16 protein-coding genes are annotated in these 21,452 nt (G+C 69.7%); 9 read left to right on the plus strand and 7 right to left on the minus strand.

What is annotated here, in order from left to right:
- Positions 1-27 precede the first annotated feature (27 nt).
- Positions 28-1,122, plus strand: a complete 1,095-nt coding sequence (locus ACXJKJ_RS07410; RefSeq protein WP_457389643.1) for a PEP-CTERM sorting domain-containing protein — start codon at positions 28-30, stop codon at positions 1,120-1,122.
- Here the strand turns inward: ACXJKJ_RS07410 and nadC are convergent.
- On the minus strand, positions 1,119-1,994 hold the full coding sequence (gene nadC / locus ACXJKJ_RS07415) for a carboxylating nicotinate-nucleotide diphosphorylase (RefSeq protein ID WP_457389644.1): 876 nt from the start codon (positions 1,992-1,994) through the stop codon (positions 1,119-1,121). The two genes, ACXJKJ_RS07410 and nadC, sit on opposite strands and share 4 nt — an antisense overlap.
- A gap of 2 nt (positions 1,995-1,996) precedes the next feature.
- Positions 1,997-2,695 carry a fumarylacetoacetate hydrolase family protein gene (locus tag ACXJKJ_RS07420; RefSeq protein WP_457389645.1) on the minus strand — a complete coding sequence of 233 codons (699 nt, stop codon included), beginning with the start codon at positions 2,693-2,695 and terminating at the stop codon, positions 1,997-1,999.
- A gap of 28 nt (positions 2,696-2,723) precedes the next feature.
- Here ACXJKJ_RS07420 and ACXJKJ_RS07425 point away from each other — a divergent pair, with 28 nt between their 5' ends.
- Together ACXJKJ_RS07425 and ACXJKJ_RS07430 are read left to right on the plus strand one after the other, a co-directional pair.
- Positions 2,724-3,617 (plus strand): septal ring lytic transglycosylase RlpA family protein, encoded by an 894-nt coding sequence (locus ACXJKJ_RS07425; protein ID WP_457389646.1) that lies wholly within the window; start codon positions 2,724-2,726, stop codon positions 3,615-3,617.
- Positions 3,553-4,920 carry a S41 family peptidase gene (locus tag ACXJKJ_RS07430; protein ID WP_457389647.1) on the plus strand — a complete coding sequence of 456 codons (1,368 nt, stop codon included), beginning with the start codon at positions 3,553-3,555 and terminating at the stop codon, positions 4,918-4,920. Before ACXJKJ_RS07425 ends, ACXJKJ_RS07430 begins: the two co-directional genes overlap by 65 nt.
- Before the next feature lie 7 nt (positions 4,921-4,927).
- On the opposite strand, the gene ACXJKJ_RS07435 is transcribed toward ACXJKJ_RS07430, so the two are convergent.
- Entirely contained in the window at positions 4,928-5,674 is a 747-nt protein-coding gene (locus tag ACXJKJ_RS07435) for an SDR family oxidoreductase (RefSeq protein ID WP_457389648.1), read from the minus strand.
- A 314-nt stretch (positions 5,675-5,988) separates the two neighbouring features.
- Here ACXJKJ_RS07435 and ACXJKJ_RS07440 point away from each other — a divergent pair, with 314 nt between their 5' ends.
- From ACXJKJ_RS07440 to ACXJKJ_RS07460, 5 genes are all read left to right on the plus strand, one after another.
- Positions 5,989-7,182 carry a GGDEF domain-containing protein gene (locus ACXJKJ_RS07440; protein WP_457320543.1) on the plus strand — a complete coding sequence of 398 codons (1,194 nt, stop codon included), beginning with the start codon at positions 5,989-5,991 and terminating at the stop codon, positions 7,180-7,182.
- Entirely contained in the window at positions 7,179-8,339 is a 1,161-nt protein-coding gene (locus ACXJKJ_RS07445; RefSeq protein WP_056191931.1) for a GGDEF domain-containing protein, read from the plus strand. The genes ACXJKJ_RS07440 and ACXJKJ_RS07445 overlap by 4 nt, the downstream gene beginning before the upstream one ends.
- A gap of 110 nt (positions 8,340-8,449) precedes the next feature.
- Positions 8,450-10,768: a TonB-dependent siderophore receptor gene (locus ACXJKJ_RS07450; RefSeq protein ID WP_457320541.1), complete on the plus strand. Its 2,319-nt coding sequence runs from the start codon at positions 8,450-8,452 to the stop codon at positions 10,766-10,768.
- A gap of 8 nt (positions 10,769-10,776) precedes the next feature.
- On the plus strand, positions 10,777-11,340 hold the full coding sequence (locus ACXJKJ_RS07455) for a YfiR family protein (RefSeq protein WP_457320539.1): 564 nt from the start codon (positions 10,777-10,779) through the stop codon (positions 11,338-11,340).
- Positions 11,337-14,054, plus strand: a complete 2,718-nt coding sequence (locus tag ACXJKJ_RS07460) for a response regulator (protein ID WP_457389649.1) — start codon at positions 11,337-11,339, stop codon at positions 14,052-14,054. The genes ACXJKJ_RS07455 and ACXJKJ_RS07460 overlap by 4 nt, the downstream gene beginning before the upstream one ends.
- Before the next feature lie 20 nt (positions 14,055-14,074).
- Here ACXJKJ_RS07460 and ACXJKJ_RS07465 read toward each other — a convergent pair whose 3' ends face one another.
- Positions 14,075-15,097, minus strand: coding sequence for an alpha/beta hydrolase-fold protein (locus ACXJKJ_RS07465; RefSeq protein WP_457389650.1), 1,023 nt, complete (start codon positions 15,095-15,097; stop codon positions 14,075-14,077).
- A gap of 91 nt (positions 15,098-15,188) precedes the next feature.
- Here ACXJKJ_RS07465 and ACXJKJ_RS07470 point away from each other — a divergent pair, with 91 nt between their 5' ends.
- A complete protein-coding gene (locus ACXJKJ_RS07470) occupies positions 15,189-15,791 on the plus strand; it encodes a DUF4337 domain-containing protein (protein ID WP_457389651.1) in 603 nt (200 codons plus the stop codon).
- A gap of 117 nt (positions 15,792-15,908) precedes the next feature.
- Here ACXJKJ_RS07470 and ACXJKJ_RS07475 read toward each other — a convergent pair whose 3' ends face one another.
- The 3 genes from ACXJKJ_RS07475 to ACXJKJ_RS07485 form a co-directional block, all read right to left on the minus strand.
- Entirely contained in the window at positions 15,909-17,288 is a 1,380-nt protein-coding gene (locus tag ACXJKJ_RS07475) for a TAXI family TRAP transporter solute-binding subunit (protein ID WP_457389652.1), read from the minus strand.
- Positions 17,289-17,583: 295 nt separating this feature from the next.
- Positions 17,584-19,158 (minus strand): MFS transporter, encoded by a 1,575-nt coding sequence (locus tag ACXJKJ_RS07480; RefSeq protein WP_457389653.1) that lies wholly within the window; start codon positions 19,156-19,158, stop codon positions 17,584-17,586.
- A gap of 176 nt (positions 19,159-19,334) precedes the next feature.
- The gene (locus ACXJKJ_RS07485; protein WP_457389654.1) at positions 19,335-21,392 is read right to left on the minus strand and encodes a M13 family metallopeptidase; all 2,058 of its coding nucleotides are present in this window, start codon (positions 21,390-21,392) and stop codon (positions 19,335-19,337) included.
- Positions 21,393-21,452 lie beyond the last annotated feature (60 nt).

Genomic DNA, 21,452 nt, shown 5'->3' on the forward strand with positions numbered 1-21,452 from the left:
GCCAACGCTTCGCGTGAGAGGTGACATATGAAGAAGACTTCCTGGGGCATCCAACCGCAGTGGCTTCTCGCCCTGCTCTTCCCTGCCGGCCTGGCCGCCGCAGCGCCACTGCCGGTCTACTCGCCGACCTACCCCTCTCCCAACTCCGCCTGTGCCACCTTTGGCAACGTCGTCTCCTGCTCCACGACGGTGCTGGATCACCTGGCCGCCAAGGGCTACGCGGGCTTCAACGGCCCCTACAGCTTTGCCGCCAGCCAGGGCGCGCTGATCGACACCATCGTCGTCACCGCCAACAACGGCAACATCCTGAACAACGGCGACCAGCTCATGCCGTCGGAGGATGGCTTCTCGACGAACAACGGCGGCACCAAGAAGTATTTCTTCACCGGCGACGGCAACGACCCGGCGAACAACGGCGGCCTGGCGGGCGATACGCCCTTCAGCTGGGACACCGGCCTGAGCACCCTCAACCAGAAGTTGACCTTCGGCGGGGCCTATCACGAGATGGCCATCGCCTTCGACTTCAACAACCCGCAGAACGACACCTCCAGCATTCCCATCTGGGCGTTGGTCACGGTGCGCGACACCGACGGTAACCTGGGCAACAAATACTTCGAGACCCAGGCGCTGGACCCCAACAACATCTTCAAGGACCCGTTGCTGTACTCGTCGGACAAGACCTTCGACGGCAGCGCCATCACGACGCCCGGCGCCGCCGACTTCGCGCTGACCGTYGGCGCGATCTGCGTCGTCAACGCCACGGTCTCCTACCCCTCGCCGGATGGCAGCAACTGCCCGAACGGCGGCGACCTCGTCAAGACCAATCGCGCCTCCAACGAGGTCGAATTCATCAACTACCTGCCCACGCTGGATCTGCGGGGCCTGGAGAACCAGGGTTACGACACGATGTCGGTCCAGGTCTGGATGGGCTGCTTCAACACCGGGGTCAGGGGCTCGGGCCCGGCCTTGGAGAACGGCGGATCCGTCGGCCCCTGCGACACCGGTGGCTTTGGCGACATCTTCCTGCTGGCCGGCGCTGAATTGCCGGGCCGCCTGCCCGAGCCCGGCACCCTGGGCCTCACCGGCCTGGCCCTGCTTGGCCTGCTGAAGCGTCGTCGCTAGACCGGACCGAGCACCCGCATCGAGTAGTCGACCGCCCTGACATCCTTGGTCAGGCGGCCGATGGAGATGCGGTCCACGCCGGTCGCGGCAATCCAGCGCAGCTGATCCAATGCGACACCGCCCGAGACCTCCAGCAGCGCTTGAGCCGAATACGCGGCATTCACCGCCACGGCCTCGCGCATCTGCGCTTCGCTGAAGTTGTCCAGCAGCACGCTGACGGCGCCGGCGTCCAGTGCCTCATGCAATTGCGCGATGGTTTCGACTTCGATCTGGATGTCCACACCCGCATTCAGCCCCTGCGCTGCACGCAAGGCAGCGCCCACGCCACCCGCTGCGGCGATGTGGTTTTCCTTGATGAGGATGCCGGCATAAAGCGCCAGCCGCTGGTTCTGCCCGCCGCCGACGCGCACCGCGTACTTCTGCGCCAGGCGCAGGCCGGGGATGGTCTTGCGTGTGTCCAGGATGGCGCAGCCGCGCGGGTTGGTGCTGGCGCCGGCCACGGCATCAACATGCGCGCGCGTGATCGTCGCCGTGCCAGACAGCAGCTGCAGGAAATTCAGCGCCGGCCGCTCGGCGCTCAGCAGCGCACGGCCATCGGCCTCGATGCGGCAGGCGATGCTGTCCGCCACCATCACGGCGCCTTCCTCGTACAGCCATTCAATGCGCGCCGTTGCATCCAGTGCGGCAAACACACCGTCGAACCAGTCGCGGCCACACAGCACCGCGGCCTCGCGCACGCGCACCTGGGCGGCCACGCGCTTGGCCAAGGGCACGAGCAGCGCCGTCCAGTCGCATTTGCCGATGTCCTCGGCCAATGCCTCGTGGATGTTGCGTGAGCGCGCCTGCGCCAAAGTCTCTTCGGTGGAGAACATCGTCACTCCGCCGGGCCGATGGTCAGCATGATCTCGCCCAGGCCTTCGATGCGCCCGACGATGACGTCACCCGCCACCACGGCGCCCACGCCGGCCGGCGTGCCGGTGTAGATCAGGTCGCCCGGATGCAGGTGGTAGAGGTGGCTCAGGTTGGAGACGATCTCCGCCTGGTTCCAGATCATGTCGGCCAGGTCGCCATGCTGCTTCTCGACGCTATTGACAGCCAGCGTGATGGCGCCCTTGTCGAGCGCGCCCAGTTCGCTCTTGCGCACGATGTCGCCGAGGATGGCGGATTGGTCAAAGCCCTTGGCGGTGTCCCAAGGCCTGCCCGCCGCCTTGGCCACCGCCTGCAGGTCGCGGCGCGTCATGTCCAGACCCGCGGCATAGCCCCAGATGGCGGCGACGGCCGCTTCGGGCGTGACCTTGAACACCGGCGCGCCGATGGCCAGCACCAGTTCCATCTCGTAGTGGTAGTTCCTGGTCTCGGTCGGATAGGGCACCGTCGAGCCCGAGGGCGTCAGTGCCGTGGCCGGCTTGGTGAAGTAGAAGGGCGGCTCGCGCGTCGGGTCGGCACCCATCTCGCGGGCATGATCGGCATAGTTGCGGCCGACGCAGAAGATGCGGCTGACCGCGTAACGGGCATCCGTGCCGCGCACGGCGGCACTGGGGATCTCGGCTGGAGGAAAGACGAAATTGCTCATGGCATGGCTTCGACATTGCAGGAACAGCGTGCAGCATACTGGCCTGCCCATCGCACTGCTGCTGCTCGCACTGATGACCGGCTGCGCGACCCGCTCGGCCGTGGCGCCGGTCGGCATCGAGCGTGACGGCCCGCTGCCCAATCCGCCGTCCGACCTCGCCAAGGTGCCCGACGCCGCGCCGCGCATCGAGCCCGTGCGCAGCGGCGGCCCCAACAAGCCCTATGAGGTGCAGGGCGAGCGCTACGAACCCATCACCGGCGACAGCCCTTATGCCGACCGCGGCCTGGCCTCCTGGTACGGCCGCAAGTTCCACGGCCGGCCCACCGCCAGCGGCGAGGTCTACAACATGTATGCGATGACGGCGGCTCATCCGACGCTGCCCATCCCCAGCTATGCCCGCGTGCGCAACCCGGCCAACGGCCGCGAGGTCATCGTGCGCATCAACGACCGCGGCCCCTTCCACAAGGGCCGCATCGTCGACCTCAGCTACACGGCCGCCCTCAAGCTCGATCTGCTGCGCGGCGTGGCGCCGGTGGAGGTGCGACGCATCACCTATGCCGAGATCCGCGCCGGCACCTTCCAGAAGCCGGCGGGCGAACCGACGCCTGTTTTCGTGCCCGACACGCCGCCCGGCGCGCCGCAGCGCGAGACAACCGGCAACATGGCAGCCACGGTTGCCAGCACCGGCCCCGGCGCCTGGCTGCAGTTCGGCGCCTTCGCCAAGCTGGACGGCGCTGAAAGCCTACGCCAGCGCATTGCCGAGGCCGACCTGACGCTGCTGCCGCTGCTGACCGTCGTCCGCGAAGGCGGCGTGCACCGGCTGCGCGCCGGGCCCTTCCCGAGCGCCGACGAGGCGCGTGCCACCGCCGTTCGGCTGCGCGACGAGAGCGGCGTTGAATCGACGCTGGTCGAGAAGCGCTGATTTCCTGTTCACTGTTCCCCATCATCTCCATATGGCACAACCCATTTCAATCCGATGCGCGGTCTTGACGACATTGCTAGCTGCTGCACTTGCGGCGCAAGCGCTGCCGCAGACGGGAACTCAACTACAACCACTACCTCCACTGCAACCGCTGCTGCAGCCGAAACCGCAGCCGCAGCCGCAATTGCGATCACCCCTCGCGAAGCGTCTGCCGCTGGAATCGCTGCAGGTTTTGGCCGCCAGCTTCCAGATCATCCGTACCGACTACGTCACTCCCATGGCTGAAGACCGGCTGATCAATGCTTGCACGAGGGGCATGTTCAAGGAGCTGGACAGCGCCTCCACCTTCCTCGAAGCCGACGCATTCAACGACCTGACGAGCCAGCGTCAGACGGATACCGTGGGCATCGGCATCGAACTGGTGCACCGGGCGGGCCTGCCAACGATCGTCACGACGCACGAGGGCTCGCCTGCCGAGCGTGCAGGCCTAAGGCCGCGCGACTACCTCCTCGACATCGACGGCGAATCGTTGGAGGAAACCGAACTCGCCCAGGCCATTGCGAAGTTGAAAGGTAAGCCTGGCACCGAGCTGACACTGACGATCCGCCGACCGGGAGAGTCCGCCCCGCGCACGCTGAAGCTGGTGCGCCAGCCCGTCGTGTTCAAGCCGGTCACCGGTCTGCGTTGGGCGGGCGACCTCGGCTACCTGCGCGTGCGCGGCCTGACCGACAAGACCGCAGACGAACTGCGCAGCGTCTTCCGTGACCTTCAGCAAGGCGGGAAGCTCAAAGGCCTGGTGTTGGACCTGCGGCGCTCACCCGGCGGCCTGCTGGAAACCAGCATCGAAGTGGCTGCGATGTTCCTGCCCGAGCAAGCCGTCGTCACGCGCACCGAGGGCCGCATCCCAGAAGCCAACCACACCTACACCGCAGACCGCAGGAACTCGCGCGCGCGGGGTGCTTGGCCCGAGGACCTGACGCAGCTGCCGCTGGTCGTACTCGTCGATGGCGGGACGGCCTCCGGCGCCGAGATCATTGCGGCGGCGCTGCGCGACAACGGCCGCGCCAAGTTGCTGGGCAGCAAGACCTTCGGACGCGGCAGCATCCAGACCGTTCGCAAGCTGTCGGCCAACAGCGGCGTAAAGCTGACCACGGCCGTCTATCGCACACCAGGCGGCCAGTTGCTGCTGGACCGCGGCCTGCAACCCGACGAGGCCCTGCCCGACCTTGATCAGCTGGAGCTGGCCGGGAGCGACCAGGACCCAGCGCTGCCCAGGGCCAGGGCCCTGCTGGCAGGCCGCTGAGTGCGCCTCAGCGCCCGCCCGCCACGTCCAGCAGCGTGCCCACCGTGTAGCTGGATGCATCACTGAGCAGCCAGACGATGGCCTCGGCGATCTCCTCGGCGCGGCCCATGCGCTGGATGGGAATGTCTTTCACCTGGGCCTGCGCGCGCTCCAGCATGCCGCTGGCCGCATGGATGTCCGTCTCGATGATGCCGGGCCGCACGCCGTTGACGCGGATGCCCTCGCTGATCAGTTCGCGCCCCAGGCCTTTGGTCAAGGTGTCGATGGCGCCCTTGGTGGCGGCGTAGTCCACATAGATGCCCGCCGAGCCGAACTCGGCCGCGCGCGAGCTGAGGTTGACGATCGCCCCGCCTGCGCCGCCCTGCCGGGTGCTCATGCGTCGCGCGGCCTGCTGGCAGCACAGCAGCGTGCCGATCACGTTGACGTCGAAGAGGCGCCGCCACCGCTCGGTCGTCATCGCCTCCAGCCGCGCCGCCGGCGCCACGATGCCGGCGTTGTTGACCAGGCCTGCCAGCCGGCCACCGGCCGCGTCCAGTTGCTCGAACATGGCCGCCACCTGAACTTCGTCGGCCACGTCGGCCTGCAGGGTCAGCGCGCGCCGGCCGAGTCCGTGCAATCTGGCCGCGAGCTTGTCCGCAGCGAGGCTATCCTGGGCATAGTTGATGGCCACGTCCCAGCCGGCCTCGGCGCAACGCAGCGCCGTCGCGCTTCCAATGCCACGCGAGCCTCCGGTGATCAGTACCCAAGCCGACATGGCCGGCATTGTGGCGTTGTCGGAGAAGATGCGCGTCCGGGGACTGTGAACGCTACGGCAATAGGCTGAGTTGTGACCAGAAAGGCTGCGAGCAAGGCGCAAACCGGAGCGGGGTGGGGTACCCGGCGAGGATTTGCAACGCGGCGCGCGGCCTTTCTGGTCACAACCCTGCGGGAAGGCTCGCCGCCAGGGGCCACTCGGCGTTGCACCACTTGCCCGCACATGAGTGCGGGCGGCGTGCTGCGCCTTGCTTGGCCCCTGGCGGCGAGCCTTCTCAGCCCATTGCCGTAGCGTTCACAGGCCCACCTCGCTGCATGGAATTCCTCGACGTCCCGACGGTCCTCAAGGTCAGCGCCCTCTTCAATCTGATGGCGGCCCTGGCCTGGCTGACGCTCGCGCAGACCTTTCGCATCGCGCCGCGTGCCGGCCGGCTGATGGCGGCGGCTCATCTGGTGCGCATCGCCTCGCAGGGCTGCGGCGACTGCATGGCCGGCTGGCCCGGCCTGCTGCGCCAGGCGATTCCCGAGTTCGGCCTGCTGGCCTGCGCCGTGCTGCTGCTGATGGCGCTGCGCCGCATGCTGCGCAGCCGCCAGCGCCCGCGCGACATCAGCTGGATAGGCGGCCTCGGTGCCATCGGCATCGCACTGGGCCTGGCCAGTGGCTCGGGCCTGGCGCCGCAGGTGGCCAGCACTTTCAGCGTGGCGCTGCTGGCCCTGCTGTCCGTGCGCGAGGTCGTGCGTGGCATCGGCAACCAGCTGTCGCGCGTCGTCACCGCATGCACCACCCTGCCCTTCGCCGCAATGGCAGCCGTGACGCTGACGCACGCCGCGGAGCTGCTGCTCGTGCCGGGCTGGGATGACCACATCCTCAATGGCGAACTGCCGTCGCCGGCGCGCGCGGCGCTGTGGTTCGTCGTCACCGCCGCCATCACCCTCAGCCTGATCGCGCTGATGATCTGGCGCCTCATCACGCGCATTCAGCACCTGACCTACCGCGACCCGCTGACCGGCGCCCTCAATCGCCGCGCCTTCGAGCAGGCGCTCGGCGAGGCCCAGGCCCAGCTGCAACGCGGCCGCGGCTTCGCGCTGGCCATGATCGACATCGACCACTTCAAGCGCGTCAACGACCAGCACGGCCATCAGGCCGGTGACGCGGCCCTGCAGCATTGCGTGCGCGTCTGGCAGGCCTGCCTGCGCGAGGTGGACTGCCTGGGGCGCCTGGGCGGCGAGGAGTTCTGCGCGCTGCTGCCGCTGGCCGGCCCCGCTGATCTCGCCACCGCCGCCAGCGTGGCCGAGCGCCTGCGCCACAGCCTGGCCGCCCAGCCGCTGCGCTGGAAAGACGTGGAGCTGCCGTTGTCGGCCAGCTTCGGCGTGGCCCTGCCGGTGGCCGACGACCCGCGGGGCGAAGTCGGCATGGCGCGCGCCGACGGCGAGCTCTACCGCGCCAAGGCCGAGGGCCGCAACCGCGTCTGCGTGGCAACGCACCTCGGCGGGATCGCCACGGCATGATCACGCCAGCGCAGACCCAGACGCTGCTGGCCAGCATCATCTTCGTCGCGGCGGCGGCGACCCTGGTGTGGATGGCACTGGCCCTGGTCGCGCGCATCGCGCCGCGGGCCTCTCTGGCGATGGCCGGAGCGAACGCAGCCGCCGCCGGTTCGCTGACCCTGCATGTGCTGCGAGGTGTGCTGCCCGACGCCCTGACCTACTGGCCCGGCGACGTGCTCGCCATCGCCTCCTTCGCGCTGCTCGGCGCGGCGGTGCCGGGCATCACGACGCGGGCGCTGAACTGGAAGCCCGGCGCCGCCGCCGTGGCTGCCACGGCGCTGCTGCTGCTGGCGCTGCCCTATGAAGGCGACCTGCGCTGGCAGGCCCGCATCGTCAACGGTGCCGGCGCCGCGCTGACGCTGGTGGCCGGCGTTGTCGCCTGGCGCAGCCTGGCGCGCTCGGCCGGCGGCCGGCGCACGCCCGCGCCGCTGGCCCTGCCCCTGTTCCTCATCGCGGCGCTGATGGCGGCGCGCGGCCTGGAGACCTTCGTCAACCCCGGCCGCACACCCGACCTGCGCATGCCCACCGGGTTCAACATCGCCTTTCTGTGGACGGCCCTGGTGCTGGCCTTGCTGCAGAACGCGACGCTGGCCTTCCTGGTGCTGATGCGGTTGATCACGCGCATCGAGCGCCTGCTGGAGCGCGACCCGCTGACCGACACGCTGAACCGCGGCGCCTTCGACCGGGCCCTGGAGCGCGCCCACGCCTGGCTGGCGCGCGGCCGCGGCTATGCCCTGGTCATGATCGACATGGACCGCTTCAAGCAGCTCAACGACACACTGGGCCACGCCGCCGGCGACGCGGCCTTGCGCCTGATGGTCAAGGAGCTGCAGCCCTGCGTGCGCGAGGTGGACCGCTTCGGCCGCCTGGGTGGCGAGGAATTCTGCGTGCTGCTGCCCGACACCGACATCGCCGGCGCGGCGCTGGTGGCCGAGCGCATGCGCTGGCTGGTCAATATGGCGCCACTGCGGTGGCTGGAGCAGGACTGGTCGCTCAGCGCCAGCTTCGGCATCGCCGAAGCCGAACGCGCCGATGCCAGTGGCGGCGCGGTGCTGGCGCGCGCCGATGCGGCGCTTTACCGGGCCAAGGGCCAGGGCCGCAACGTCGTGCAGGCCTGAACGGCAGGCCGCCCCTTGCGGCGGCGCACAGGCATAAACTCGATGCAAACAAGCCCAATGGAATCGAGTGATCGATGACAGCAGCCGGGGGCAGGAGACAGGGAACCGCCATGCGCTTGCGGGTCGCGGGCGCAGCGCAGCTGTTGGTGCTGGCCGCCGGCCTGGCGGCTGCCACCGGGGTCGCGGCGAGTTCCTCCAGCGTCGCCGACCTCGACATCGGCGAACTCGTGCAGGTGCGGCTGTCGCCCTTCGATGTCGCCGCCAACCTCGACCGCGGCTATCGCGCCGCCCACGCCGTGTCCGCCTCGCGCTTCGACGCGCCGATCCACGACCTGCCGTTCGCCATCCAGGCCTTCAACGAGCAATTCATCCGCGACCAGAAGCCGCAAGGCCTGTTCGACGTGGCCCGCTATTCGCCGGGCGTGACCTACCGGAGCAACGACTTCAATGAGGGCAATGCCAACCTGGCGATCCGCGGCTTTGCGGTGAGCCAGGTGCCTGGCGCCTACCAGGTGCTGCGCGACGGCTTCGTCGGCCCGTCGATCTTCGACCTCACCAGCGCCTCTCGCATCGAGATCGTCAAGGGGCCGTCCTCTTTCCTGTACGGCCAGGTGGCGCCCGGCGGCATCGTCAACGTGATCACGAAGAGCCCGCGGCCCCAGCCCTTCGCCGAGGTCGAGGTGGGCGCCGGCAGCTACGGCCGCTACCGGCTCGACGCCGACATGGGCACGCCGCTGCGGCCCGACCTGCTGCTGCGTGTCGCAGCCTCGTTCGACCAGGACATCCACTACTGGCGGCCCTACGACGCGCATGCCACCACCCTGGCACCTTCGCTGCGCTGGACACCGGACCGCCGCGTCAGCGTGACCCTCAAGGCCGAGCAGTACAGCAAGCGCGAAGCCCCGCAGCTGATGCAAAAGCCCGGCTACGGCAGGCAGGCAGGCCTCGTGCCGACCGCGGCCGACCCGAATCGCGCCGGCGTCGACGTGCCCGGGTTGCCAGACGACTGGAACAGCATGTCCGACGTCGACTACCGCCGCAGCGACAGCACGGGCGCCAGCGGCTGGGTCGATGTCGAGGCGAGCGACCACTGGCATCTGCGCGCCGGCTACTCACGCCTGCGCTTCGCCATCGATGCGCTGTTCTCCGGCAACCTCGGCATGTCCGACAACCAGACGTTTCTGCAGGGCCGCCGCCTGCGTCGCCAGACCTACACCAACCAGGCCGAGACGCTGACCGCCGACGGCGTCGGCGTGTACCGCTTCGACCGTGCCAGCCTGCGGTTGCTGCTCGGCGCGCAGTCGCTCAGGCGGCGCTTCGACAACACGGCGGCGCAGGCGCCCAACGACCCAGCCCTGGGCAGCCGCCCCATCGCCTCGCCCCTGCCGCTGTGGGACCTGCGCGACCCATCGACCTGGAACCGCCAGGTGGACATCCCGCTGTCGGCGTTGACCGAGAACCGCGCCGACCGCAGCCTGCACCAGACGGACCGCTCGGCCTATGCCGGCGCCACGCTCGGGCTGCTTGACGACGACCTGCTGCTGCTGGCCGGCCTGCGCTACACCGCCGCGCGTGCCCGGGTCGACGACCGGATCACCGCCACGTCGCAGCCCTTCTCCACGCATGAGCTGACGCCGCAATACGGCGCCCTGCTGCGCCTGGCGCCCGAGTGGTCGCTGTTCGCCTCGTTCGCACGCTCCTTCGTGCCCGTCGCGCAGGTGCTGAACCGGCCCGACGGCACGCACGCACCCGCCCTGCCGACGCGCGGCAGCGGCTGGGACCTGGGCGTCAAGGCGGAGCTGCTGAACGGCCGCGCCACGGCCACGCTGACCGCCTTCGACCTGCGCAACCGCAACGCCGTCAACGACCTGGCGCAGACCGACAGCTCGGGCAACGTCGTCATCTACAACGTCCAGAGCGGCCAGCAGCGCTCGCGCGGCATCGAGTTCGATGCCACCTTGCTGCCGGCCGCGGGCTGGCAGATCTACCTGGCCTACAGCCGCACCGCCGCCCGCATCCTGGAGTACAGCGGCAACGACGCGGCCCTGCTGTCGCGCGATCCGGCGACGCTGAATGCCGCCGAGCGCATCAACTACAAGAGCGCCCAACTGCTGCACGGCGCGCGGCTGCAGATGAGCGCACCGCATCTGTTCAACCTCTGGGCGCGGCATGATTTCTCTGGCGGGCTCTACCTGGCCGGCGGGGCCCACGTCGTGCGGGACCAGACGCTGTTGCCCGAGGGCCCGGCGGCGGCGCGGCAGAGCTATGCGCTGATCGACGCCCTGGCGGGCTACGCGTGGCTGGACGGCGGGCGCCGCATGTCGATCGAGCTGTCCGGCAAGAACCTGCTCGACCGGCACTACCACCCCTCGCAGAGCACGCGTTCGCGGCCCCGGGAGTGGCTGCTGGCTTTGAAAGCGGCCTGGTGAGGGCCGCCGTGCGTTTCGGACGCTCCGTCGCGCTGGCGGCCCTGGCCTGCGTGCTGGGGCCGCTGGCCGGCGCGCAGGCGCCGCTGGTCGAGCGGCAGTCCCGGGTCGAGGCCGCGTTCATGCGCAACTTCGCCCGCTACGTCACCTGGCCGTCGCGGGCCTTTGCCGACGGCACCATGCCCTGGAACGTCTGCACCGTTGACGAGAACCACTTCGACGCCTCCTTGGAGCAGACCTTCCAGGGCCGGCTCGAACAGGGCCGGCCGTTCACCGTCAGGCGCGCCGTGTCGCCCGAGGCACTCGCCAGCTGCCACATCGTCTTCGTCGGCGCCATCAGTTCGTCGGCGCGGCGTGCGGCACTGGCGCAGCTGAGCGGCCTGCCGGTCCTGACCGTGGGCAATGCGCCGGAATTCCTCAGCGAGGGCGGCGTCGTGCGCCTGCTGCCCGGCGAGCACATCGAGATGAGCATCAATCTCGACCAGGCACGCCGGGCCTCGCTGGGCATTCCGGCCAAGCTGCTCGAAGTGTCCAGCGAAGTGGTCGAGCACGGCAGCCTGCGGAGGCTCCGGTGAACGCCGCGCGGCCGCGCCGCATCCGCAGCGTGCTGATGCTGTCGCTGCTGGTGGCGGCGGTGCTGGTGTTTGCCGCGGGCGCGGCCGGCCTGGTGCTGGTGCAGCGCCTGACCCTTGAACAGCGCGCCCGCGCCCAGGTCGAACCCATGGCGCAATTGATCGCTGTCGGTGCCGAGGCGGCGGTCGCCTTCGGTGACGCGCGGCGCGCGCAGGAGATCCTGGACTCGCTGCGCCCCAACCCGCTGGTGCTGTCGGCCGAGTTGCGCCTGGCCGACGGGCGGCTGCTCGCGCAGCTGCGCGCGCCGCAGGCCGTCGAGTGGCCGGCTGCAGCGCCGGGCGGCGGCAGCGAGCCGGGCTTTGCACTGGCAACCGGGCTCGGCGCGGCCCGCTGGGTGCAGGCGCTGGACGGCGATGCGCGCCTGGTCCTGGTCACCAGCCTGGCTGAGCTGCAGCGGCAGAACCTGGCCGCCATGGTCGCCTTCGGCGCTGCGCTGGTGCTGCTGGGGGCCGCAGTGATGCTGGGCCTGCTGTGGGCGCTGCAACACTCCATCGGCCGGCCGCTGGCCACGCTGGCGGCGGTGGTCGACGAGGTGCGCGTCAGCGCCGACTACGACCGCCGCGTGCCGGTCGAAGGTGCCGACGAGCTGGCCCGGCTGGGCGAGGGCTTCAACGCGCTGATGGGCGCGCTGCACGCGCGCGATGCCGAGTTGCGCCGCCAGCACACGGCCCTGGAGGACACCGTGGGCCAGCGCACCGCCGAGCTGAGCCACGCGCGCGACGCCGCCGAAGCGGCCAGCATCGCCAAGAGCGCCTTCGTCGCCAACATGAGCCACGAGATCCGCACGCCGATGAACGCGATCATCGGCATGTCGGGCCTGGCGCTGGAAGGTGCGCTGCCGCCCCGCGAGCGCGTGCACATCCAGAAGGTCAATCGCGCGGCGCGCTCGCTGCTGACCATCCTCAACGACGTCCTCGATTTCTCCAAGATCGAGGCCGGCAAGCTGGTCGTCGAGACCCTGCCCTTCGACCTACCCGAGGTGCTRGACAGCCTGGCCTCCATGATGGGCCCGCAGGCGCAGGACAAGCAGCTGGAGCTGCTGTTCTCGGTGCAGGGCGACCCGCCGCGGCAGCTGCTGGGCGACCCTGTGCGCCTGGGCCAGGTGCTGCTCAACCTGACCGGCAACGCGGTCAAGTTCACCGATCACGGCCAGGTGCAGGTGAGCGTCGAGACGGTGAGCCGCGAGCGCGAGCGAGCGGTGCTGCGCTTCGCGGTCAGCGACACCGGCATGGGCATTTCCGACGAACTCAGGCAGCGCCTGTTCGAACCCTTCGAGCAGGCCGATGCCGCGACCAGCCGGCGCCACGGCGGCACCGGGCTGGGGCTGGCGATCAGCCGCCAGCTGGTGCGATTGATGGGCGGTGAACTCGAGGTCGACAGCCCGGCCGGCGGGGGCAGCCGCTTCTCGTTCGTGCTGAGTCTGGCGGCCCTGCCCGATGCGACGACCGCCCAGCCCGCTGCCGGCCTGCGCGGGCGGCGGGCGCTGGTGGTCGTTGCGCATGCCGCGGCACGCCAGCTGCATGCCGCGACGCTCGCTGAGGCGGGGCTGCTGGTCGACTGCGCCGCCAACGGCACCGAGGCGCGGGCGCGGCTGTCGGCGAACGAGGCGCAAGGCTACGGCCTGGCCGTGCTGGAGCACCCGCTGGCCGACCTGGACCTGGCCGACTTCGCACACCGCCTCGCCTCCCAGGCCACGGGCGGCGCGCCGGCCCTGGTGCTGCTGGCCGAGGCGGGTCGCCAGGATCTGAGTCCGCCACTGACGGTGGCCACGGTGGTGGTGATGGCCAGGCCGGTGACGCCCTGGTCGCTGCTGGACGCCTGTGCCGAAGCGTCCGGCCTGAGCGGCGAGCACGCCGCCGCCCAGCTGCCACCGCGGCTCGACGTGCGCCTGGACGGCGCACGCGTGCTGCTCGTGGAGGACAACGAGATCAACCGCGACCTCGCCGCCGAATTGCTCGGCCGCATAGGCGTCGCGGTGGACATGGCCTGCAATGGCCGCGAAGCCCTGGAGCGGCTGGCCACACACGACTACGACGCCGTGCTGATGGACTGCCAGATGCCGGAGATGGACGGCTTCGAGGCCACGCAGCGGCTGCGCCAGCAGCCGCGCTGGCAGGACCTGCCCATCATCGCCATGACCGCCAACGCGATGCTGGGCGACCGCGAGAAGGCGCTCGCGGCCGGTATGAGCGACCACGTCGCCAAGCCGATCAACGTGGCGCACCTGTATGCCACCCTGGCACGCTGGGTGCGCCCCCGCGCGCCGGCCGACAACGGCAGCGCTGCCGCCGTGGGCCTGCCCACACCGGGCATCGACATGGCCGGCGCCCTGGGCCGCCTCGGCGGCGACGCCGCCCTGCTGCGACGTGCCCTCGGCGGCTTTGCCGAGAAATACCGCAGCTTTGAACAGGACTTCGATGCCGCGCGCAACGCCGGCGACGCGGCGGCCGGGCGCCGCCTGGCGCACGACCTTCAATCCCTGGCCGGCACCTTTGGCATGGACGGGCTGCGCGAAGCCGCGCTGCGGCTGGAGCGGGCGTGCATCGCCGGCATCCATGGCGCCGCCGTCGATGCCGCGCTGGACGAAGTGATCGCCGCACTCGCGCCCGCGATCTCCGCCAGCGGCTCACTCTGCGCCGCGCCGCCGCTGGCCTGAACGCCGCGATCAGCGAATCTTCAGGGAGCGGCGCGCCGGAAGTAGGCGTCCGCGCCCTCCAGCATCTCGGCCGTCACCTGGCTCCAGTAGTGGACGGTGTGGGCGCCGGCATCCTCGCGATAGTCGGACGCCTGGCCCTGGGCGCGCAGCGTGGCCCGCAGTGCGCGATTCGTCGTGACCAATTCGTCCTCGCTGCCGCAGCGCAGCACCAGTGGCACCGGCAGCCGCCCGGCGCGCTGGACCTCGGCGATCAGCTCGTCCGGATACCAGCCGCTCAGCGCGAAGGCATAGCCCCAGCGCTGCGGCGCCGCCAGCGGCAGCTTGACCGAGCCGTAGCCACCCAGGGACATACCGGCGATGGCCGACTGCGCGCGTGTGGGTGAGAGGCCGTACTGTTCCTTCAGCCAGGCCGGCAACTCGTCGACGATGAAGCGCTCGGCCGGGCCGTCGTAGCGCCGGCCGTTGCTGCTGGGCATGACGATGACGAAGGGCCGCGCACGGCCGCTGGCGATGAGGCGGTCGGCATAGCGCTCGATGTGGCCGGTGCGAAACCACTGGTCGGCGTCCATGCCGCCGCCGTGCAGCAGGGTCAGCACCGGCAGGGCCTGGCCGCGCTCGAAGCCGGGCGGCAGATAGACGTTGACTTTGTCGGTCCGGCCGAAGGTGGCAGAAGCCACCTCGTACGTCTCGACACGGCCTCGACCGGTGGCCGGTGGCGTCCATGCACCTTCGCCAACGAAGACGAAGGAATGCTGGCCGCCCTGGCCGTCGGCATCGTGGTCTGGCGTGGCCGGGTCATGTACCCAGCGGCCGTCGACGACGAACTTGTAGAGCCACTGACCCGGCGCCAGGTCCAGGCGCACGCGCCAGACGCCATCGGCGCCGCGCGCCATGGCCTGCTTGTGCTTGTCCCAGTCCGTCATCTCGCCGGCGAGGAAGACCCGGCGCGCCTGAGGCGCCTCCAGCGCGAAAGTGACGGGCTCAGCCCGCACCGTGGCGGTGACGGCAAACAGCAATGTCAGCAACAGTGTCTTGGCTTTCATTCGGCTTGCGCAGGAACTGAAGGCCGCGAGATTGCCACAGACAAGGCCCGTGCTGCGCGCATAGTTCCGCTGCCAACTACATACCCCCTCCATGGACCTCGATCCCAAAGACCTCATCGACCAGGCCGCCGAAGCCGCGCAGGAGGCCCGCACCGCGCGCCTGAACGCCGCTGTCGCTATCACGGTGGCGATCCTGGCCACCTTCATGGGCATCTGCAAGGTCAAGGACGACAACATCGTGCAAGGCATGCAGCAGGCCCAGGCCGACAAGCTCGACTACTGGGCCTACTTCCAGGCGCGCACCATCCGCGCCGACGTGGCCGAGTCGACCGCCACCCAACTTGAGCTGGCCAAGGCCGGAGCACCCAACGCGCAAGCCGCGGACTACGACAAGGCCATCGCCGGCTACCGTGCCAAGACGGCTGATCAGCTGAAGAAGCGCGATGAACTCAAGGCCCAGGCCGAGGCGGCCCAGACCGCCTACGAGACGCTGAACCGCCGCGACGACCAGTTCGACCTGTCCGACGCCCTGCTCGCCATCGCCATCGCCCTGCTGGCCGTCACGGCACTGACCCGCCTGTGGCCGCTGTATTTCGTGGCCCTGCTGCCGACCTTTTTCGGCGTACTGATGGGCGTGGCCGGCCTGGCCGACCTGCCCATCCACCCCAACATGCTGTTCCGGCTGCTGTCGTAGCGTTTTGCTGCCTGAGCCGCTGCAGACGCGTTTCCCACCCGGATTACTCGGACGCATCCCGGGATCGGGCTGAAGTGGCGGTAGGGACGGGCAGCGAGCCGCCGCGCCGCTTGTTGACTAGTCGGTCGGTGCGGCTGTTGGCCGGGACCGCTGCGCCAGCAGGCGCTTGCGCACCGCATAGATGTTGTTGCGCAGCGCGTAAAGCTCTTCGGCATAGGACAGCGGCACCGCAATGCGGTGTGTGACGCGGTCCAGCTCATCCAGCTCGTCGAGCAAAGCGTCGCGCTCGCCTGCGCCGCTTTCAAGCTTTGCTTCCACCTCGCGCAGCCGCGCATACCAGCGGAACACGCGCGAGCGCACGCGGAACGTGTAGAGCGGCGGCACCACGCGCGACAGCGGCAGCATCAGCACCAGCAGGCCGCCGACCACCAGCCACATGCGTTCCAGCAGATTGCCGGCCCAGAAGGGCAGGTAGCGCGCCCACGCCGGCGTCGTGCCGTTGATCGCGCGATCGCCCTCGGCGCTGACCGGCAGCTCGCTGGTGCGGGTGTTGGGGAAGTCGCGCGCGCCATTGAACCAGCCGGCGTCGCTGTGCTGGCCCAGGGCCGCCTGCGCGAACAGTTGGCGCAGCGCAGGGTGCGTTTGCTCGCGCGCCAGCAGTGCGGTGGTGGTGGCGAGCAGCGGCACGTCGTGCGGCGGTAAATCGGCTGCCAGGCCCACCACACCACGCGGCAGCCTCACGGTGGACAGGAAGGGCAGCTGGCGCGAATAGGCCTCGTTCTGCTCGAAGGCCATCAGCGCAATGGCCGGGTCGCGCAGCAGTTCGCGGATCAGGCGGGCCTGCGGCGCCGAGATCAGCACCGTGGCATCCAGCCGACCCTGGCGCAGCGCCTCACCCGCGGCGTCGGGCGCCAGATTGGACAGCCGCAGATCGGTCGGCTTCAGTTGGTTCAGCGCCAGCAGCTTCTCAACAATCTGCGGTACACCGCTGCCGTCCTGATCCACATTGACTCGCAGGCCGCGCAGCTGGTCCAGGCGCTGCAGTTCGCCCCCGGGCTGGCGGCGCGCGATGCCGAGATCGCGGCGGTAGAAGATCCAGATCGGCTCGTAAAACAGACTGCCCAGCGAGACGATGCCGGCCTCGGTATCGGTCACCGGATCGGCCATACCGCCGCGTACGAAGCCCACATCGACCGTGCCCGCGCGCAGATGGGCCAGATCGTCCTGCGCGCCTTCGCTGGCGATCAGCTCCACCTGGATGCGCTCGCGTGCCAGCGCTTTCGCATAGCCCTCGCCGAAGCTGGCATAGGCACTTCCGGCCGGGCCGGTGGCCAGCCTCACCTGGCGCGGCGGCTGCGGATCCAGCCACCAGTAGGCAGCTACCAGCAGGCCTCCGCCGAGCAGTAGCAGCGGCCCCATCGAGACCATCAAGTCGCGCAGCGTCTGCAGCAGCAGGCGCAGGCTGCGGGTGGCATGCCATTGCTGAATCGGGGTCATGGCTTGCCGTCCTGAGCGGGCAAAGGCTGGGCCTGCGTGTTGCAGAGTCGCTCGCATTCCCGAGCACCCGCATGAGTGGTGGCAGCAAGGCTGAGGATGATCGTGATGCCGAGGCGTCGCACGGGCTGGGCCTTTACCGATGGAGGACCGGCCGATCGTATGGGAGGCGCGCAGGCGGACTGTTACGCCCGCTTTCGCTGCAAAGCGGGCGACGGCACTAGGCTGGAAGCGTCCTTCCAAATCGCTGTCGGTTCTGGCACAGGCGTCCCAAGTCGGCCCGTGCGCATCGCGTGTCTTAACGCTCAACCTTGCGCATCAACACCGCGGCCACCGCGGCGCCCAGCACGCACAGCGCGGCGCTCACGCCCATCACCCACCGGTATCCGCTGACGAAAGCCTCGTGGATGGCGCTCTGGGCCGCGGCCCGGGTGGCGGCGTCCAGGTCCCGCGGCAGCTCGATGGCCGCGAGCCGGCTCTGCTGCTCCAGCACCAGCGACGCCACAGCAGCAGGCACGCCGTGGTGGTCGAGCTGGCCTCGAAGCGCAGCGCCGAATGCCCAGGCCATCAGTGCCCCCAGCGCGGCGATGGCCAGCACGCCGGCCGCACGGGACACCGCGTTGTTGATGCCCGACGCAACACCGGCCGCGTCGGCGCCCGCCGCATTCATGACGGCCGTGGTCAATGGCGCGACCGTCACGCTCATGCCCACGCCGAGCACCACGATGCCCGGCAGGAACCCGGTCCAGTAATTGGCTTCGATGGAAGGCAGCGCCAGCGCAGCGAAACCAGCGCCCGCGATCACGGGGCCGATCGCCAGCGGTGTGCGCGGCCCGACCCGATCGGCCAGGCCGCCGGCCCAGCGCGACAGCGCAAACATGATCAGGATGAGGGGCAGCAGCGCCGCTCCTGCGGCGGCGGCCGACAGGCCATGCACCTGGATCAGCGCCAGCGGCACGAAGAAGAGGCCACCGCCGAGGGCCGCGTAGACCAGCAAAGTCAGCACATTGGCGCCGGCAAAGACGGGATCGCGAAAGAATTGCAGCGGCAGCATGGGCCGCGCTGTACGCTGCTCCACCCAGGCGAAGGCCCCCATCGCAACGACGCCGATCACGAGGGCGGCGATCACCGCGGGCGAATCCCACTGGCGGGCCGGCCCTTCGATGAAGGCGAACACGATGCCGCCCAGGCCCACCGTGACGAGCGCCGCCCCCGGCCAGTCCAGCCGCCCCGTGGCTTGCGGGTCGCGGGATTCCGGCACCCGCAGCATCGCCATCGCCGCAACCAGCGCGGCCAGCGGCGCATTCACCAGGAAGGCCCAGGTCCAGGAGTAATGGTCGATCAGCCAGCCGCCGATCACCGGCCCCACGGCGGCCGTGATACCGCTGAAGCCGGCCCACGTGCCGATGGCCCGGCCCCGTTCATGCTCGGGAAAGGCCGCACTGATCAGCGCCAGGCTCCCCGGCACCAGCAAGGCTGCACCCACGCCCTGCAATGCGCGCGCGGAGATCAATGCGTTCACGCCGCTTGAGAGCGCGCACAGCACCGAGGCCACGCCGAAGATCGCTACACCCATCAGGAAGATGCGGCGGCGGCCGTAGCGGTCGCCCAGCGCGCCGCCAAGCAGGAGCAGCGCGGCCAGCAACAGCGCATACGACTCCACGACCCATTGCACCTGATGCAGCGTGGCATGCAACTCGTTCTGGATTGCCGGCAGCGCCACGTTGACGACCGTGCCGTCGATGAAGGCCATGCCGGACGCGAGGATTGCGGTCGCCAGCACCCACCGCTGCCTGGCCGGCGAGCAGGGCGATGCCGGAGGGCCGTGGCGGATGGCGGCTTGGTCGCAGGGTGGATGCAGCGCAGCGGTCATGGAACTCCGGCGGGCAATCGAGGTGCCACCCGGCTTTCACCAAGGCACCCGCGCCAGGCACGCCGGGAAATGGGCGCATCCTGCGTGCGCAATGCTACCTTCACGGTCAGTGGCCGCTGCCGACAACGCCGCTGCTCATCGCGGCGGCAATGAGCAGCGCCCTCAGCCCGTGCAGATCACCACACCTTGCAATGCTGCCCCGCCGGCTTCACCAGCTTGGCGCCCGGCTTGCACGCAAAGGCCTTCTCGAACTCCGGCATGTTGACGACGACGCCGTTGATGCGCCAGCGCGCCGGCGAGTGCGGGTCGACCTTGGCCTGCACGCGCAGGGCTTCGGGGCGGGCATCGGCGCAGTCCCACTGCGCGAAGCCGACGAAGAAGCGCTGCTCGGGCGTCAGGCCGTCGCGGTTCTCCAGCGTCTTGCCGGTCATGTGCACCTTCCAGGCCTCCCAGGCCAGCACCAGGCCGCCGAGGTCGGCAAGGTCTTCGCCCAGCGTCAGCTTGGAGTTGATCTTGATGTCATCGACGACGGTGTAGGTGGCGTACTGGTCGGCCACGCAGGCGGCGCGCTTCTCGAATTCCTTGCCGTCCTTCTTGGTCCACCAGTTCTTCAGGTTGCCCTGGGCGTCGAACTGGCGGCCTTCGTCGTCGAAGCCGTGGGTCAGCTCGTGGCCGATGGTGCCGCCGGTGTTGCCGTAGTTGGGTGCCTCGTCGAGAGCTGCGTCGTACAGCGGCGCCTGCAGCACGCCGGCGGGGAAGTTGATGTCGTTCATCTGCGCGTCGTAATACGCGTTCACCGTCTGCGGCGTCATGCCCCACTCGCCGCGGTCCAGCGGCTGGCCGATCTTGGCCAGGCGGCGCTTGGCCTCAAAGGCGTTGCCGCGCGTGACGTTGCCCAGGAAATCGCCAGGCTGCACGGCAAAGGCCGAGTAGTCGCGCCAGCGCTCCGGGTAGCCCACCTTGTTGACGATGGCCTTGAGCTTGGCGTGGGCGCGGGCCTTGGTCTCGGCGCTCATCCAGGCCAGGCTGTCGATGGACCGGCCCATGGCCACCTCGATCTCGTCGGTCATCTGCACCGCCGCGGCCTTCAGGTCGGGCGTGAAGTTGCGCGCAATGAATTCCTGGCCCAGCGCCTCGCCCATCTGCACGTCGACGAGCTGCACGCAGCGCTTCCAGCGCGGTTTCAGCTGGGGCGTACCGTGCAGGGTCTGGCCGTAGAAGTCGAAATTGGCCTGCACGAAACCGTTGTCCAGCGCGGGGCTGAGGCTGCTGGCCAGCTGCCAGCGCAGATAGGTCTTCAGGTCCGCCAGGCTCATCGCGTTGAGGCGCGCGCCGAGTGCCTTGAAGAAGGCCGGCTCGGTGACGTTGTAGCGGGCATGCCAGGGCGTGGTGCCCAGGGCCGCCTGGTAGCTGGCCCAGTCGAAGCCGGGCATCAGCGCCTTCAGGCCGCGCGCGTCGACGACGTGGAAGGTCTTGTAGGGGTCGCGCTTGTCGACCTTGGAGAGCGACGCGCGGGCCAACGTGGTCTCGGTGGCCAGCACGCTGCGCGCCCCCGCCTTGGCGGCCTCGGGTGTGTCGCCCAGCAACTCGAAGATGCGGGCCACATGGGCCTCGTAGGCGGTGCGGATCTTCAGCGTCTTGTCGTCACGCTTGAGGTAGTAGTCGCGGTCGGGCAGGCCCAGGCCGCCGGCCGAGGCGAAGGCGATCTGGCGCGTCGCGTCGGCGAAGTCCTGGCCCGCGCTGAAGCCGAAGAAGAGGCGGTCATTGCCGGCCGCCAGCTGCAACTCGGCCAGCAGGGCCGGCAGGGCCTTCTTGTCCTTCAGCGCGGCGATGCGGTCCAGCGTCGGCTGCAGGCCCTTGAGCCCGGTGGCCTGCACGGCGCCCTCGTCCATGCAGGCGGCGAAGTAGTCACCCAGCTTGGCCTGGGCCGCGGTGCGCTCGGCGCCCGGCTGGCCCAGCTTGTTCAGCACGCCCCACAGGTAGCGCTGGTTCTCGTTGGCCATCTTGGCGTAGACCGACCAGCGCGACTGGTCGGCCGGGATGGGGTTGGCCTTGGTCCAGGCGCCGCAGGCGTAGCGGTAGAGGTCGTCGCAGGGGTCGGCGCTGCGGTCCATGGCCGTCACGTCCAGGCTGGGCGTGTAGGGCAGGGCATCCAGCGGACCTTCCGCAGCATTGGGGCCGGCCGCGTGGGCCAATGTCGCCGCGAGCAAGGCGGGGAGCAGCAGTCGTTTCATGGTGGGCGAGGAATTTGAAGTGGGGCGATTGTGGGCGCTGGGCGCGCCAGCAGCCATTCG

This window comes from Roseateles sp. P5_E1 (assembly GCF_054049335.1).